11 protein-coding genes and 1 tRNA gene are annotated in these 16,477 nt (G+C 69.6%); 10 read left to right on the top strand and 2 right to left on the bottom strand.

The window, feature by feature from the left end; genetic code table 11:
* Positions 1 to 102 precede the first annotated feature (102 nt).
* The 5 genes from gltB (at position 103) to CJ226_RS11475 (ending at position 9,157) form a co-directional block, all read left to right on the top strand.
* Complete coding sequence (gltB, locus tag CJ226_RS11495) at positions 103 to 4,626, top strand: glutamate synthase large subunit (RefSeq protein ID WP_102209237.1); 4,524 nt, start codon at positions 103 to 105, stop codon at positions 4,624 to 4,626.
* On the top strand, positions 4,619 to 6,085 hold the full coding sequence (locus CJ226_RS11490; protein WP_025103473.1) for a glutamate synthase subunit beta: 1,467 nt from the start codon (positions 4,619 to 4,621) through the stop codon (positions 6,083 to 6,085). The genes gltB and CJ226_RS11490 overlap by 8 nt, the downstream gene beginning before the upstream one ends.
* 56 nt (positions 6,086 to 6,141) lie before the next feature.
* Entirely contained in the window at positions 6,142 to 7,590 is a 1,449-nt protein-coding gene (pyk, locus tag CJ226_RS11485) for a pyruvate kinase (RefSeq protein WP_062635190.1), read from the top strand.
* 110 nt (positions 7,591 to 7,700) lie between these two features.
* Entirely contained in the window at positions 7,701 to 8,507 is an 807-nt protein-coding gene (locus CJ226_RS11480; RefSeq protein ID WP_102209236.1) for an alpha/beta fold hydrolase, read from the top strand.
* On the top strand, positions 8,447 to 9,157 hold the full coding sequence (locus CJ226_RS11475) for a triacylglycerol lipase (RefSeq protein WP_062634539.1): 711 nt from the start codon (positions 8,447 to 8,449) through the stop codon (positions 9,155 to 9,157). The genes CJ226_RS11480 and CJ226_RS11475 overlap by 61 nt, the downstream gene beginning before the upstream one ends.
* Before the next feature lie 22 nt (positions 9,158 to 9,179).
* Here the strand turns inward: CJ226_RS11475 and CJ226_RS11470 are convergent.
* Positions 9,180 to 9,265, bottom strand: a tRNA-Leu gene (locus tag CJ226_RS11470).
* Positions 9,266 to 9,365: 100 nt separating this feature from the next.
* Between CJ226_RS11470 and CJ226_RS11465 the strand changes: the two genes are divergently transcribed.
* Together CJ226_RS11465 and CJ226_RS11460 are read left to right on the top strand one after the other, a co-directional pair.
* On the top strand, positions 9,366 to 9,983 hold the full coding sequence (locus tag CJ226_RS11465; RefSeq protein ID WP_025103469.1) for an ANTAR domain-containing response regulator: 618 nt from the start codon (positions 9,366 to 9,368) through the stop codon (positions 9,981 to 9,983).
* A 9-nt stretch (positions 9,984 to 9,992) separates the two neighbouring features.
* On the top strand, positions 9,993 to 10,556 hold the full coding sequence (locus CJ226_RS11460; RefSeq protein WP_102209235.1) for a GNAT family N-acetyltransferase: 564 nt from the start codon (positions 9,993 to 9,995) through the stop codon (positions 10,554 to 10,556).
* On the opposite strand, the gene CJ226_RS11455 is transcribed toward CJ226_RS11460, so the two are convergent.
* Complete coding sequence (locus CJ226_RS11455) at positions 10,531 to 10,959, bottom strand: hotdog fold thioesterase (protein ID WP_062634544.1); 429 nt, start codon at positions 10,957 to 10,959, stop codon at positions 10,531 to 10,533. The genes CJ226_RS11460 and CJ226_RS11455 overlap by 26 nt on opposite strands.
* A 45-nt stretch (positions 10,960 to 11,004) precedes the next feature.
* Between CJ226_RS11455 and polA the strand changes: the two genes are divergently transcribed.
* From polA to CJ226_RS11440, 3 genes are read left to right on the top strand one after another with little or no spacing between them, the layout of a single operon-like run.
* Positions 11,005 to 13,638: a DNA polymerase I gene (polA, locus tag CJ226_RS11450; protein ID WP_180964587.1), complete on the top strand. Its 2,634-nt coding sequence runs from the start codon at positions 11,005 to 11,007 to the stop codon at positions 13,636 to 13,638.
* 39 nt (positions 13,639 to 13,677) lie between these two features.
* Positions 13,678 to 15,354, top strand: a complete 1,677-nt coding sequence (locus CJ226_RS11445; RefSeq protein WP_025103465.1) for a DUF885 domain-containing protein — start codon at positions 13,678 to 13,680, stop codon at positions 15,352 to 15,354.
* A gap of 55 nt (positions 15,355 to 15,409) precedes the next feature.
* Positions 15,410 to 16,444, top strand: coding sequence for an LLM class flavin-dependent oxidoreductase (locus CJ226_RS11440; protein ID WP_102209233.1), 1,035 nt, complete (start codon positions 15,410 to 15,412; stop codon positions 16,442 to 16,444).
* Positions 16,445 to 16,477: the final 33 nt, after the last annotated feature.

Raw genomic sequence — 16,477 nt, 5'->3', positions numbered from 1 at the left:
GGCCGACGACGTCCCCGGGTTTCACTGAAGATCTGAGGACGGTAACTGGTGTACTTCCAGCCCCCTTACGGCGCCTCCGGCGCATACCCCCCGAAGCAGGGCATGTACAACCCGGCGTTCGAGAAGGACGCCTGCGGCCTGGCCATGGTCGCAACGCTGCGCGGCGAAGCCGGGCACGACATCATCGCGCTGGCCCTCGAGGCCCTGCGCAACCTGGAGCACCGCGGGGCCATCGGGTCCGACGCGGGCACCGGGGACGGAGCCGGCATCCTCACCCAGATGCCGGACGAGTTCCTCCGCGCGGTCACCGGCTTCGAACTGCCGCCCGTGGGGGAGTACGCGGCCGGGCTGGCCTTCCTGCCTCGCGATTCGAGCGAGCGCCGCCAGCAGAAGGCCGGGATCGAGAAGATCGCCCGCGCGGAGGGGCTCCGCGTCCTCGGCTGGCGCGAGGTCCCCACAGCCAACGAGAACCTCGGCAAGCTCGCCGACGAGGCCCGTCCCGCCTTCGAGCAGCTCTTCGTGAGCGCCGGCGGCGCCACCCTCGCCGATGCGCCGCTGACCGGCATCACGCTCGACCGCGTCGCCTATCGCCTCCGCAAGCGCGCCGGTCACGAGCTCGGCGCCTACTTCGTCTCCCTGTCCAGCCGCACGCTCGGCTACAAGGGCATGGTCACCACGCTCCAGCTCGAGCCGTTCTACCCGGATCTGCAGGACGAGCGCTTCGCCTCGGAGCTCGCCGTCGTGCACTCGCGGTACTCGACGAACACCTTCCCCTCGTGGCCGCTCGCGCAGCCGCTGCGGATGCTGGCCCACAACGGCGAGATCAACACCGTCGGCGGCAACCGCAACTGGATGCGCGCCCGCCAGTCGCAGCTCGAGTCCGAGCTCCTCGGCGACATCTCGCCCCTGCTGCCCATCTGCACCGACGGCGCCAGCGACTCCGCCTCGTTCGACGAGGTGCTGGAGCTGCTCACCCTCACCGGCCGCAGCCTGCCGCACGCGATCATGATGATGGTGCCGGAGGCCTACGAGAAGCAGGCCGACATCTCGCCGGAGCTGCGAGCGTTCTACGAGTACCACTCCAACCAGATGGAGCCGTGGGACGGCCCGGCCGCCCTCATCTTCACCGACGGCACGCTCGTCGGCGCTACCCTGGACCGCAACGGTCTGCGCCCCGGACGCTGGACGGAGACCACCGACGGCCTCGTCGTCATCGGCTCCGAGACCGGCGTGCTGCACTTCGAGCCGGAGCGCATCAAGCGCCGCGGCCGGCTGCAGCCCGGCAAGATGTTCCTCGTCGACACGGCTCAGCGCCGGATCGTCGAGGATGAGGAGATCAAGCACGATCTCGCGTCGATGCACCCGTGGCAGGAGTGGCTGGACGCGGGTTCCGTCCGCCTGGCCGACCTCCCCGAGCGCGAGCACATCGTGCACCCGCCGGCGTCGATCACTCGGCGGCAGCGCACCTTCGGGTACACGGAGGAGGAGGTCCGCATCCTCCTCACCCCGATGGGTCAGACGGGTGTCGAGCCGCTGGGCGCCATGGGATCGGACACCCCGATCGCCGTGCTCAGCAAGCGCCCGCGGCTGCTCTTCGACTACTTCACGCAGCAGTTCGCGCAGGTGACCAACCCGCCGCTCGACTCGATCCGCGAAGAGGTCGTCACGAGCCTCAAGCTCGGTCTCGGCCCTGAGGTCAACCTGCTGAGCTGGGGTCCGGAGCACACCCGCACGGTGTCGCTCGACTTCCCGGTCATCGACAACGACGAGCTCGCGAAGATCCGGCACATCGACAAGGCCCTCCCCGGGCGTTCGAGCGCCACGATCCGCGGTCTCTACCACTTCGACGCGGGACCCCACACCCTCGCGGAGCGCCTCACCGAGATGTGCGCCGAAGTCGATCAGGCCATCGAGGACGGCGCGGAGTTCATCATCCTGTCCGACCGCGACTCGAACAAGGATCTCGTCCCGATCCCGTCGCTGCTCATGGTGTCGGCCATCCACCACCACCTCATCCGGCGCGAGAACCGGATGAAGGTCGGTCTGATCGTCGAGGCCGGCGACGTGCGCGAGGTGCACCACGTCGCGACGCTCATCGGCTACGGCGCCTCCGCGATCAACCCCTACCTCGCCATGGAGACGGTCGAGCACCTCGTGCGCACCGGCTACATCACGGGCATCTCCCCGGAGAAGGCCGTGAAGAACCTCATCTACGCGCTCGGCAAGGGCGTGCTGAAGATCATGTCGAAAATGGGCATCTCCACGGTGTCGTCCTATGCGGGCGCGCAAGTGTTCGAGGCGGTCGGCCTCAGCCAGGAGTTCATCGACGCCTACTTCACGCGTACCGAGTCGAAGCTGGGCGGCATCGGGATCGAGGAGATCTTCGCCGAGAACCAGGCCCGCCACGACTACGCCTACCCGGAGGATGCCGCGGCCCGCGCTCACGAGCGCCTGTGGACCGGAGGCGAGTACCAGTGGCGTCGCGACGGCTCTCCGCACCTCTTCAATCCGGAGACGGTGTTCAAGCTGCAGCACTCCACGCGGACCCGCCGCTACGACATCTTCCGCGAGTACACGAAGCTCGTCGACGACCAGGCGGCCGAGCTGAAGACGCTGCGCGGCCTGTTCTCGCTGCGGACCGGCACGCGCAAGCCCGTGCCGCTCGACGAGGTCGAGCCCGTCTCGGCGATCGTCAAGCGCTTCTCCACGGGGGCGATGAGCTACGGCTCCATCTCCAAGGAGGCGCACGAGACGCTCGCGATCGCGATGAACCGGATCGGCGGCAAGTCGAACACGGGGGAGGGCGGGGAAGACCCCGACCGTCTCGTCGACCCCGAGCGGCGCAGTGCGATCAAGCAGGTGGCCTCGGGTCGATTCGGTGTCACGAGCCTCTACCTCACCGAGGCCGACGACATCCAGATCAAGCTCGCCCAGGGCGCCAAGCCCGGTGAGGGCGGTCAGCTCCCGCCGACCAAGGTGTACCCCTGGGTCGCGCGCACGCGGCACGCCACCGCGGGGGTCGGCCTCATCTCGCCGCCGCCGCATCACGACATCTACTCGATCGAAGACCTCAAGCAGCTCATCTTCGACCTGAAGCGGGCGAATCCCGAGGCGCGCATCCACACGAAGCTCGTCAGCCAGTCCGGCATCGGCGCGGTCTCGGCCGGTGTCGCCAAGGCGCTCAGCGATGTCATCCTCGTGTCCGGTCACGACGGCGGTACGGGCGCGAGCCCGCTGAACTCGCTGAAGCACGCGGGAACGCCGTGGGAGCTCGGCCTCGCGGAGACGCAGCAGACGCTCATGCTCAACGGCATGCGCGACCGCGTCGTCGTGCAGGTCGACGGGCAGCTCAAGACCGGACGGGACGTCATCATCGGCGCCCTGCTCGGTGCCGAGGAGTTCGGCTTCGCCACCGCGCCCCTCGTGGTCAGCGGCTGCATCATGATGCGCGTCTGCCACCTCGACACCTGCCCGGTGGGCGTCGCGACGCAGAACCCCGTCCTGCGCGACCGGTTCACCGGCAAGCCCGAGTTCGTCGTGAACTTCATGGAGTTCATCGCCGAGGAGGTGCGCGAGCTGCTCGCCGAGCTCGGCTACCGCTCGATCGACGAGATCGTCGGTCGCACCGAGCTCCTGGAGACCAACGCGGCGATCGCGCACTGGAAGGCCGAGGGACTCGACCTCAGCCCGGTGCTGGAGGGTCCGGCGTTCCCGGCCGGCGAGCCGCGTCGCAGCGGCCGCGCCCAGGACCACGAGCTCGACAAGCACTTCGACGTGCAGCTCATCGACATCGCGAAGGGAGCGCTGCTGAACGGCGACCCCGTCGTGGTGGAGCTCCCGATCGCAAACACCGAGCGCGCGGTCGGCACGATGCTCGGGCATCAGGTGACCTCGCGCCACGGCGCCACCGGACTGCCGAAGGAGACCATCGACGTCACCCTCACCGGCACGGCGGGACAGTCTCTCGGTGCGTTCCTCCCGCCGGGCATCATCCTCCGGCTGGAGGGTGACGCGAACGACTACGTCGGCAAGGGACTCTCCGGTGGGGACATCACGATCCGGCCGCCCCGCGGCTCCGCGATCGCCCCGCACGAGAACGTCATCGCGGGCAACGTGATCGGGTACGGCGCCACCTCCGGCACCATGTTCATCTCCGGTGTGGTGGGCGAGCGCTTCCTCGTCCGCAACTCCGGTGCGACCGCGGTGGTCGAGGGCGTGGGCGACCACGCGCTCGAGTACATGACCGGCGGCCTCGCGGTGATCCTCGGATCGACCGGCCGCAACTTCGGCGCCGGCATGTCCGGGGGAGTGGCCTACGTGCACGCTCTGGACACCGCGAAGGTCAACGCGCAGTCGCTCGGTAGCGGCGAGCTCCGGCTCGAGCCGCTGGACCGCGCCGACCTCGAAGTGCTGCGCGGCCTGCTCGTGGAGCACGTGGAGCGCACGGCGTCCCCGCGCGCCGCGGCTCTGCTGGAGGACTTCGACGCCAGCGCGGCGGAGTTCGTGAAGGTGCTCCCGCGCGACTTCGCCGCCGTGCGCAGCATGCGCGAGGAGGCACTGGCCGAGGGGATCGACCCCGACGGCGACATCGTCTGGAACCGCATCCTGGAGGTGACCGGTGGCTGACCCCAAAGGCTTTCTGAAGGTGACCGAGCGGGAACTTCCCGCTCGCCGTCCGGTGCCCGTGCGCATCATGGACTGGAAAGAGGTGTACGAGCCCGGCGACAAGGCGGTGCTCCGTCGCCAGGCCAGTCGCTGCATGGACTGCGGCGTGCCCTTCTGCCACTCCGGCTGCCCCCTGGGCAACCTCATCCCGGAGTGGAACGACCTCACCTGGCGCGGGGAGGGCCGCGCGGCGATCGAGCGGCTGCACGCGACGAACAACTTCCCGGAGTTCACCGGACGGCTCTGCCCGGCCCCGTGCGAGAGCTCGTGCGTCCTCGGCATCAACCAGCCGGCCGTGACGATCAAGCAGATCGAGGTCTCCATCATCGACGAGGCCTTCGCCAAGGGCTGGGTCGAGCCGGAGCCGCCGGAGCGTCTGACGGGCAAGACCGTGGCCGTCGTGGGCTCGGGCCCCGCCGGTCTCGCCGCCGCCCAGCAGCTCACCCGCGCCGGACACACCGTCGCCGTCTTCGAGCGGGACGACCGCATCGGCGGCCTGCTGCGCTACGGCATCCCGGACTTCAAGATGGAGAAGAGCCAGCTCGAGGCCCGCCTGCGCCAGATGCAGGAGGAGGGCACGCGGTTCCGCGCCGGCGTCGAGATCGGCAAGGACATCTCCTGGGCCGACCTGCGCGCCCGGTACGACGCGGTCGTGATCGCCACCGGCGCCACGGTCCCGCGCGACCTGCCGATCCCCGGTCGCGACCTCGACGGCGTCCACTTCGCGATGGAGTACCTCGTCGAGTCGAACCACGCGGTCGCCGGCGACACCGTCCCGGACCAGATCACCGCCGAGGGCAAGCACGTCATCGTCATCGGCGGCGGCGACACGGGCGCCGACTGCATCGGCACCGCGCACCGCCAGGGCGCCCTCAGCGTCACCAACCTCGCCATCGGCAAGCAGCCGAGCGAGACGCGGCCGGATCACCAGCCGTGGCCGATGATGCCGACGATCTTCGAGGTGGCCTCGGCTCACGAGGAGGGCGGGGAGCGGGTCTTCCTCGCCTCGACCGTGGAGTTCCTGTCGAACGACGTCGGCGAGGTCCGCGCGCTGCGCGTGGCCGAGACCGAGTACATCGACGGCCGCCGCGTGCCCAAGAGCGGCACGGAGCGGGAGATCCCGGCCGACCTGGTGCTCATCGCGATGGGCTTCACCGGGCCGGAGCAGGACGGCTACACCGAGGACACCCGGCCGGAGGTGACCGAGCGCGGCGCCTTCCGTCGCGCCGCGAGCTACGAGTCGTCGATCCCCGGCGTGTTCGTCGCCGGGGACGCGGGACGCGGGCAGTCGCTCATCGTCTGGGCGATCGCTGAGGGCCGGGCGGCGGCGGCGAACGTCGACCGCTTCCTCATGGGCACCACCGTGCTGCCGGAGCCGGTGCGCCCGAGCGATGTCGCGATCGGCCTCCAGCCCGCGTAGGCTGAGGCCGGCAGTGTCGCCTGTTTGTAATCCCCCACTTCTACCCTGGAGACATGTTGAGACGCGCGAAAATCGTCGCCACCCTGGGCCCCGCCACTTCCACGTATGAGACGGTGCGCGCACTGATCGATGCCGGTGTGGACGTCGCCCGACTGAACCTCAGCCACGGTGACTACTCCGTCCACGAGAACAACTACGCGAACGTGCGCCGTGCGGCGGAGGACTCCGGTCGTGCCGTCGCCATCCTCGTGGACCTCCAGGGTCCGAAGATCCGTCTGGGCCGCTTCGAGGACGGACCGTACGAGCTCGCCAAGGGCGACATCTTCAAGATCACCACCGAGGACATCATCGGCAACAAGGAGATCAGCGGCACGACGTTCAAGGGCCTTCCTCAGGACGTCAAGCCCGGCGACTTCCTGCTGATCGACGACGGCAAGGTCCGCGTCGAGGTCGTCGAGACCGACGGCGTGACCGTCACCACGCGTGTCGTCGTCGCCGGCGCCGTCTCGAACAACAAGGGCATCAACCTGCCCGGCGTGGCCGTCAACGTCCCCGCGCTCAGCGAGAAGGACGAGGAGGACCTCCGCTGGGGCCTCCGGACCGGTGCCGACCTCATCGCGCTGTCGTTCGTGCGCAACGCCTCGGACGTGACCCGCGTGCACGAGATCATGGCGGAGGAGGGCGTCCGCGTCCCGGTCATCGCCAAGATCGAGAAGCCGCAGGCCGTCGACGCGCTCGAAGAGATCGTCGACGCGTTCGACGGCATCATGGTCGCCCGTGGCGACCTCGGCGTGGAGCTGCCCCTCGAAGCCGTCCCGATCGTGCAGAAGCGCGCCGTCGAGCTGGCCCGTCGCAACGCCAAGCCCGTGATCGTGGCGACGCAGATGCTCGAGTCGATGATCAACAGCCCGGTGCCGACCCGCGCCGAGACCTCCGATGTCGCCAACGCCGTCCTCGACGGTGCCGACGCGGTCATGCTCTCCGGCGAGACCAGCGTGGGCGACTACCCGGTCGTCGTCGTCGAGACGATGGCCCGGATCATCGAGTCGACGGAGGAGCACGGTCTGGAGCGCATCCTGCCGCTCACCACGAAGCCCCGCACGCAGGGTGGTGCCATCACGCTCGCGGCCCTCGAGGTCGCGGAGTTCGTGGACGCCAAGTTCCTGTGCGTGTTCACGCAGTCGGGCGACTCGGCGCGCCGCCTGTCCCGTCTGCGCTCCCGCATCCCGATGCTGGCCTTCACGCCGGAGCCCGGCATCCGTCGTCGTATGGCGCTGACCTGGGGTCTCCGCTCCACCCTCGTCGACATGGTGCAGCACACCGACCTCATGTACCACCAGGTCGACGAGTACCTCCTCGGGAACGGCCTCGCCGTCGAGGGGGACAAGGTCGTCGTCATCTCGGGGTCCCCTCCCGGGATCATCGGTTCCACGAACGACCTGCGCGTGCACAAGGTCGGCGATGCGCTCCGCGGCGCCGCGCCGATCTACAAGGCCGGCGTCTGACGCAGGGCGTTCCGGGAGGGGCGGGGCTTCGGCCTCGCCCCTCCCTGTCATCTCCGGGCCGGTGCGTCAAGCCTCTCGGCCGTGACGGCGGCCTCCGTTAGCGTGCTGCCATGGTCCTCCGTCGTCTCCTCGTCACCTCCGGGCTGACGTTCCGCATCCTGGAGAGTCCGCGGCCCGCCGGCAGCGCCGCCCCGACCGTGGTCCTCGTGCACGGGATCGGGATGTCGCATCGGTACCTGTCGCGGCTGCACGCTGTGCTCGCCGACACCACCAGGGTGGTCTCCGTCGACCTCCCGGGCTTCGGCGGCCTGCCCAAGCCGCGGTTCGACGTCTCCATCCCGCAGATGGCGGCGGGCCTGGCTCAGGTGGTGGCGAGCCTCGACGACGATCGCGTCGTGCTCGTCGGGCACTCGATGGGCGTGCAGTGGGCCGTGGAGACGGCGCTGCGGCATCCCGAGTACGTCCGGACCGTCGTGACGATCGGTCCCGTCACCGACGACGCCCACCGGACTCTCGGCGAGCAGGCCCGGGCCCTGGCCGTCGACACCGTCGGCGAGACCCCGGCGATCAACACGGTCGTCTTCACCGACTATCTGCGCTGCGGCGTGCGGTGGTATCTCCGCCAGGTTAGGCACATGCTCGCATATCCCCTGGAGGAGAGGGTCGCGGCTCTCACCATGCCGGTGCTCGTCGTCCGGGGGAGCGACGATCCGATCGCAGGACGCGCGTGGTGTCGGCGCCTGCGCGACGCGGCGGCCGTCTCGCGACTGGTGGAGATCCCCGGTCACCATCATGTCGCGCAGCAGTCCGCGCCCCGGGCGGTGGCGTCCGCGATCCTGACCCACACGACGGGAGCATGGCCGACGGCGGTGCCGGCCGCGCCCCTCCGACGGGGGAGGGCACGATCAGCGTCCTGAGGATCCTGGGCTGGTGGGCCGCAGACTACGCCTACGCGGGGTTCTGGCAGGTCCGCTCGTTCTTCGGCCGTGACCAGGCGGACGACTTCACCACCGGAGACCGCGCCCCGATCGTGGTGCTCGCCGGTGTCTACGAGACCTGGCGCTTCCTGGAGCCGCTTATCGTCGCGCTGCACGAGCGGGGGCACCCGGTCCATGTCGTGGATGCGCTGCGCCGCAACCAGTTCCCGGTCCGGGATGAGGCCGATCAGGTGGCCGACTACCTGCGCGCGCACGACCTCTCCGGCGTGTTCCTCGTCGCCCACAGCAAGGGCGGTCTCGCCGGGAAGCTGGTGATGACCGGCCCGGAGGGTGCGCGGATCCGCGGCATGCTCGCCATCGCGACGCCGTTCGGAGGCTCCCGCTACGCGCGGCTGCTCCCCGGACGGGTGCTGCGGGCGTTCTCGCCCGATGACCCCTCGATCGTGGCCCTAGGACGGGAGCTCGACGTGAACGCCCGCATCGTCTCGATCTACGCCGCGTTCGATCCGCACATCCCCGAGGGGAGCGAGCTCGCCGGGGCCAAGAACGTCGTCCTGGAGACGGGCGGGCACTTCCGCATCCTCGCCCACCCCCGCGTGATGGCCGAACTCGCCGCCCTCGCCGAGTGACGGGGCGAGCGGTCCGCGATGCTGGTGCCGGCGGTGGGACTCGAACCCACACGCCCTCTCGGACAAAGCATTTTGAGTGCTCCGCGTCTGCCATTCCGCCACGCCGGCCCGTGTCTCGCGACTTCGACTGTAGCGCAGACGACGGACGGTTCCCCGCGCGCCCGCCGTCTTCAGCCGGCGGTGGGGACCTCTCCGTTAGGATGGAGGGGTGACCGAGCAAGAACAGGCTGAGCAGCCCACGGCATCCGCACCCCGACGCGTCGTCGTCGCCGAAGACGAGTCGCTGATCCGTCTCGACATCGTCGAGATCCTCCGCGACAACGGCTTCGATGTCGTCGGCGAGGCCGGCGACGGCGAGACGGCGGTGGCCCTCGCCACCGAGCTGCGTCCCGACCTCGTCATCATGGACGTGAAGATGCCCCAGCTCGACGGCATCAGCGCCGCCGAGAAGCTCCACAAGGGCAACATCGCCCCGGTCGTGCTGCTGACCGCGTTCAGCCAGAAGGAGCTCGTGGAGCGCGCGAGCGAGGCCGGAGCCCTGGCCTACGTCGTGAAGCCCTTCACCCCGAACGATCTCCTCCCCGCGATCGAGATCGCCCTGGCCCGCCACGAGCAGATCATCACCCTCGAAGCCGAGGTCGCCGACATGGTCGAGCGCTTCGAGACCCGCAAGCTCGTCGACCGCGCCAAGGGCCTCCTCAACGAGAAGATGGGCCTGAGCGAGCCCGAGGCGTTCCGCTGGATCCAGAAGGCGTCGATGGACCGCCGCCTGACGATGCAGGACGTCGCCAAGGCGATCATCGAGCAGCTCGCTCCCAAGAAGTAAGGCACTCCGGTGCTCCGGCTGGACGCAGAGCACGTTCTGCGGCCGGTCCGCGCCGGCGACGGTGCGGCGCTCGCGCGCGCGTATCTCGCGAACAGAGAGCACCTCGCCCCGTGGGAGCCGGCGCGTTCCGAGGCGTTCTTCACGGAGGACTGGCAGGAGCAGAACGCGCAGCAGTGCGTCGCCGAGGCCGCCCTCGGCCGGAGTTCCCGGTTCGTGATCCTCTCGGACGACGGCGAGATCCGCGGCCGGGTCAACCTGAACACCATCGTGCGCGGTGCGTTCTGGAGCGCCGATCTCGGGTACTGGATCGATTCCACCCGACTGCGCCGCGGGCTCGCAGGGCGCGCCGTTGCCCTCGTGGCTGAGCACGCGCGGGACGAGCTGCGGCTGCACCGCCTCCAGGCGTCGACGCTGCTGCACAACGTCGCCTCGCAGCGGGTCCTCGCCGCCGCCGGCTTCGAGCGCATCGGCATCGCCCCGAAGTACCTGCGGATCGCGGGGGAGTGGCAGGACCACATCCTGTTCCAGCTGCTGCTGGAGGAGCCGCTCAGCCCGCGGCGGGAGCGTCCTTGATCATGTTGGTGATGCGGATCGTCGAGCAGCGCCGGCCCTGATCGTCGGTCACGACGATCTCGTGCACCGTGATGCTGCGCCCCAGGTGCACGGGCGTGCAGACTCCGGTGACCACGCCCGAGGTGGCCGACCGGGTGTGCGTGGCGTTGATGTCGACGCCGACAGCGAGGCGGCCGGCGCCCGCGTGCAGGTTGGCCGCCATGGAGCCGAGCGACTCGCCGAGCACGACGTAGGCGCCGCCGTGCATGAGACCGACCGGCTGGGTGTTGCCCTCCACCGGCATCGTCGCCACACAGCGGTCGATGCCGAACTCGACGAACTCCATGCCCATCTTCTCGGCCAGCGCACCCATGCCGCGGGCGGCCGCCCACTCGAGTCCTTCGCTGGTGGCGACCTCGCTCATGCATCCTCCTCTGCGGGTGTCCGTGCTCCTCGTTAGGCTGACAGGGTGACGGACTCCGCAAAGCCTACCCTCATGGTCGTCGACGGCCACTCGCTCGCCTACCGGGCCTTCTTCGCCCTCCCGGTCGACAACTTCACCACCAAGGACAACCAGCACACGAACGCCATCTACGGCTTCCTGTCCATGCTGGTCAACCTCATCAAGGCCGAGCAGCCCACGCATCTCGCGATCGCGTTCGACACCTCCCGCCACTCGTTCCGCACCGACGAGTACCCGGAGTACAAGGCCACCCGGTCCGAGACGCCGCAGGAGTTCAAGGGCCAGATCCCGCTGCTGCAGGACTGCCTCGCGGCGATGTCGATCCCGGTGCTGACGCAGGAGGGCATCGAGGCCGACGACATCCTCGCCACCCTCTCCACGCAGGGGGCGGCCCAGGGCTACGACGTGCTCGTGGTCTCGGGAGACCGCGACACCATCCAGCTCGTCACCGACGACGTCACGCTGCTGTATCCGTCCGTCCAGGGGGTCTCGCAGCTCAAGCGCTACGACCCGGCGACCGTGCAGGAGCGCTACGGCGTCCGCCCCGAGCAGTATCCCGACATCGCCGCCCTCGTCGGTGAGACCAGCGACAACCTCCCCGGCGTGCCGAAGGTGGGGGAGAAGACGGCCGTCAAGTGGCTCACGCAGTTCGGCTCCCTCGACGAGCTGCTCGAGCGTGCCGGTGAGATCAAGGGCGTGGTCGGCGGCAACCTCCGCGACCACATCGAAGACGTCCGCCGCAACCGCAAGCTCAACCGCCTGCTGACCGACGTGGAGCTGCCTGTCGCACCGGCTGACCTCGCCGTCGCCCCGATCGACGCCGAGGCCGTCCGCGACATCTTCGCCCGGCTGGAGTTCCGCACGCTGCTGCCCCGGGTCTTCGAGGCCGTCGGAGCGGGCGAGGTCGCCGACGACCCGGCCTCCGTCGTCGAGATGCCCACGCCGGCACAGGTGTCCGCCCCGGATCTGGCCACCTGGGCCGCGGCGCAGGACGGAGACGTCGCTCTCCGGGTCGTGGTGCAGTCGGGCGCACCTGTGCGCGTCGGTGTCGCCACCGGGAGCGAGCTGCGCGAGCTCGATTGGTCGGAGGAGGCGGCCGCGGCGCTGCGCCTGTGGCTGGAGTCCGACGCGCCGAAGGTGCTGCACGACGCCAAGCCGCAGGTGAAGGCGTTGCTCCGTCAGGGCATCCGTCTGGGCGGGCTCGCCTACGACACGAGCCTCGCGGGCTGGCTGCTGCGCCCCAGCTTCCCCGACAAGACGCTGTCCGACCTCGTGCAGCGCTACCTGGGGGAGAAGCTCCCCGAGGCCGATCCGTCGCAGCTCGTGCCGGAGACCGAGGGCGCCACCCCCTCGCAGGAGGCATGGTTCATCCTCCGGGTGGCCGAGGCGCTGCGGAACGATCTGCCGGAGCCGGTCGACGCCGTGCTCCGCGACATCGAGCTGCCGACGCTCCGCACACTCGCCGACATGGAGCTCGCCGGTGTCGCCGTGTCGCACGAGGTGCTGTCGACGTTCTCGGCCGAGCTCGCGACGCGGGCGGACGCCCTGGCCCAGGAAGCCTTCTCGGTCGTCGGTCGTGAGTTCAATCTCGGGTCGCCGAAGCAGCTCCAGGAGGTGCTGTTCGAAGACCTGCAGCTCCCGAAGACGCGCAAGACGAAGACCGGGTACTCGACCGATGCCGCGGTGCTCGCCGACCTGCAGGAATCCCACCCGCACCCGTTCCTCAGCCTGCTGCTGCAGCACCGTGAGGCGACCAAGCTGCGGCAGATCATCGAGTCCCTCGACACTGCCATCCGCGAGGACCACCGGGTGCACACGACCTATGTGCAGACGGGCAGCCAGACCGGGCGCCTGTCCAGCACCGATCCGAACCTGCAGAACATCCCGGTCCGCACCGAGGAGTCGCGGCGCATCCGCAGCGCCTTCGAGGTCGGCGAGGGCTACGAGACCCTGCTCACCGCCGACTACTCGCAGATCGAGATGCGGATCATGGCGCACCTCTCGGGCGACGAGGGGCTGATCGAGGCGTTCAACAGCGGTGAAGACCTGCACCGCTTCGTCGGCGCCCGCGTGTTCGGCGTCGATCCGTCCGAGGTCACGCCGGCGATGCGCACCAAGGTGAAGGCGATGTCGTACGGCCTCGTCTACGGCCTCTCCGCCTTCGGGCTCTCGAAGCAGCTGCGCATCGAGCAGTCCGAGGCCAAGCAGCTCATGGTCGAGTACTTCGCACGGTTCGGCGCGGTCCGCGACTACCTGCGGGCCTCGGTGATGAAGGCCAAGGAGGTCGGCTACACCGAGACGATCTTCGGGCGTCGGCGGCCGTTCCCCGATCTCGCGAGCCCCAACCGCGTGCTGCGGGAGAACGCCGAGCGGGCGGCGCTCAACGCCCCGATCCAGGGCAGCGCGGCCGACATCATGAAGATCGCGCTGTTCCACATCCACGACGACCTCCATGCCGCGAAGCTGGAGTCGCGGGTGCTGCTGCAGATCCACGACGAACTCGTCGTCGAGGTCGCGGCAGGGGAGTGGGATGCGGTGGAGCAGATCGTCCGCACGCGGATGGGGGATGCCGCTCAGCTCTCCGTGCCGCTCGACGTGCAGGTGGGCCGCGGTCGGGACTGGAACGAAGCCGCGCACTGATCCCGGTGGCCGACGGGGGCGGGGATTAGGCTGGAAGGTATGACTTCAGCACCCCGCACCCCCTCCGCCATCGACAGGGTCGCCGATGAATGGGTCGACACGATCGCCGTCCTGGCGCCGACTCTCGGCACCTACATCGGCCGGTCCGAGGTCAACGACCGGTTCGGCGATCTGAGCCCGGAAGGTCATGAGGAGATCGCCGCGGCGACGCGGGCCACCCTCGACACGCTCTCCGCGCTGGAGCCCGTCGACGCGATCGACGAGGTGACCAAGACCGACCTCAGTGCGGAGCTGCGCCTCGACCTCGAGCTGCACGAGGCGAAGTGGCACCTGCGCGATCTGAACGTCATCGCCTCCGCCGCGCAGGACGTCCGCTCCGCCTTCGACCTGATGCCCACCGCGACGGTCGAGGACTGGGAGGTCATCTCCACCCGGCTCTCCGCGGTTCCCGCGGCGCTGCGCGGATACGTCGAGACGCTGCGCCTGGGCATCGCCGAGGGCGTGACGCCTGCACGACGCCAGGTCGCAGAGGTCGCGACGCAGATCGACCGCTACATCGCCGACGACGGCTTCTTCGCGGCGTTCGTCGCGCACGCCGATCCCGAGGAAGGCCAGCTTCCGGCCTCTCTCGCCCGCACCCTGGCGGACAACTCCGCGGCTGCGCGGGTCGCGTACGGGGAGCTGCGGCGCTTCCTGGCGGAGGAGCTCGCGCCCGAGGCCGGTGAGACGGACGCCGTGGGGCGCGACCTCTACGCTCTCAACTCCCGTCGATTCCTTGGCGCCACCATCGACCTCGACGAGACCTACGAGTGGGGTCGCGAAGAGCTCGCCCGCATGGTGGCCGAGCAGACGGCGATCGCGAACGAGATCCTCCCCGGCGCCTCCGTCGAAGAGGCCGTCGCGCATCTGGAATCGGACCCCGCCCGCAAGCTCGTCGGCACCGAGGCGCTCCAGCGGTGGATGCAGGAGACCAGCGACCGCGCGGTCGCCGAGCTCGGCGCCTCGCACTTCGACATCCCGGAGGCCATCCGCACTCTGGAGTGCATGATCGCGCCGACGCAGGAGGGCGGGATCTACTACACCGGCCCCACTGACGACTTCTCGCGCCCCGGCCGCATGTGGTGGTCGGTCCCCGAGGGCGTCACCGAGTTCGACACGTGGCGCGAGCTCACCACCGTGTACCACGAGGGTGTGCCGGGGCATCACCTGCAGATCGCCCAGGCCGTGTACAACCGCGCCGAGCTCAACTCGTGGCGACGGCTGCTCGCCGGCACCTCCGGTCACGCGGAGGGCTGGGCGCTGTATGCGGAGCGACTGATGGAGCAGCTCGGTTACCTGGATGACCCGGCGGATCGCCTCGGCATGCTGGACGGGCAGCGGATGCGGGCGGCGCGCGTGGTCCTCGACATCGGCGTGCACCTCGGCAAGCCCCGTCTCGACGGTGACGGCGTCTGGGATGCCGACTACGCGCTCGACTTCCTCCGTCGCAACGTCAACATGTCGGACCAGTTCGTGCAGTTCGAGGTCAACCGGTACCTCGGCTGGCCGGGTCAGGCGCCGTCGTACAAGGTCGGTCAGCGCATCTGGGAGCAGGTGCGCGACGCCGTCCAGCAGGCGGAGGGCGACGCGTTCAGCTTCAAGGGCTTCCACAAGCGCGCCCTGGATCTGGGCGGCGTCGGGCTGGACACGCTGCGGAGCGCGCTGCTGCCTCGGTGACGGGAATGCCCGCCTCCCACCATGTGTTCCATTCACCTGAATAGGAAGGTGTGACATGGACATCGAGTTCGGGCTGGACACGTTCGGCGACATCACCCGGGATCAGGACGGCGAGGTGCTCAGCGGCGCGCAGACCATCCGGAACGTCGTCGCCCAGGCGGAGCTGGCCGATACGGTCGGCGTGGACTTCTTCGGCGTGGGGGAGCACCATCGTCGCGAGTTCGCGGTCTCATCTCCGGAGATGGTGCTCGCGGCGATCGCCGCCCGTACCGAACGGATCCGGCTGGGAACCGCCGTGACCGTCCTGTCCTCGGACGACCCGGTGCGCGTGTTCGAGCGCTTCTCGACCCTCGACGCCCTGTCCGGAGGGCGGGCGGAGGTCGTGCTCGGGCGCGGTTCGTTCATCGAGTCCTTCCCGCTGTTCGGCTACGACCTGCGCGATTACGACCGGCTCTTCGAGGAGAAGCTGGAGCTGTTCGTCGAGCTCCTCAAGGAGGAGCCCGTGACGTGGTCCGGGTCGCTGCGGCCGTCGCTCGACAACGCGGACGTCTTCCCGAAGACCGAGAATGGTCTGCGCACGTGGGTCGGCGTGGGCGGCAGTCCCGAGTCCGTCGTGCGTGTCGCGCGTCACGGTCTCGGCCTCATGCTGGCGATCATCGGCGGCCCGGCCGGGCGATTCAAGCCGTTCGTCGACCTGTACCACCGCTCGGTCGCCTCCTTCGGGACGACGGCGCACCCGGTGGCCGTGCACTCGCCGGGACACATCGCGCCCACCGACGCGGAGGCATGGGACGAGGCCTACCCGGGCTTCGAGGCGATGAACAACACCATCGGTCGCGAGCGCGGCTGGCCGCCCTACAGCCGCGCGCGTTTCCAGAACGACATCGGTCCCGAGGGCTCCCTCTATGCCGGCTCGCCGGAGCGCGTCGCCGCGAAGATCGCCGACACGATCACGACCCTCGGGCTCGGCCGCTTCGACCTCAAGTACGCGACGGGAACCCTCTCGCACGAGTCGATGATGCGCAGCATCGAGCTGTACGGCACCGAGGTGATCCCTCGGGTGCGGAAGCTCCTCGCCGACCGCGACTGAGCGGGCGTCATCTCGCGGCCCGGCGGGACGGCC

This window comes from Microbacterium sp. UMB0228 (assembly GCF_002871415.1).
Taxonomy (GTDB): domain Bacteria; phylum Actinomycetota; class Actinomycetes; order Actinomycetales; family Microbacteriaceae; genus Microbacterium.
The sequence above is the reverse complement of the archived record's forward strand: the minus strand, read 5'-3'. Positions and strand labels throughout refer to the sequence as shown.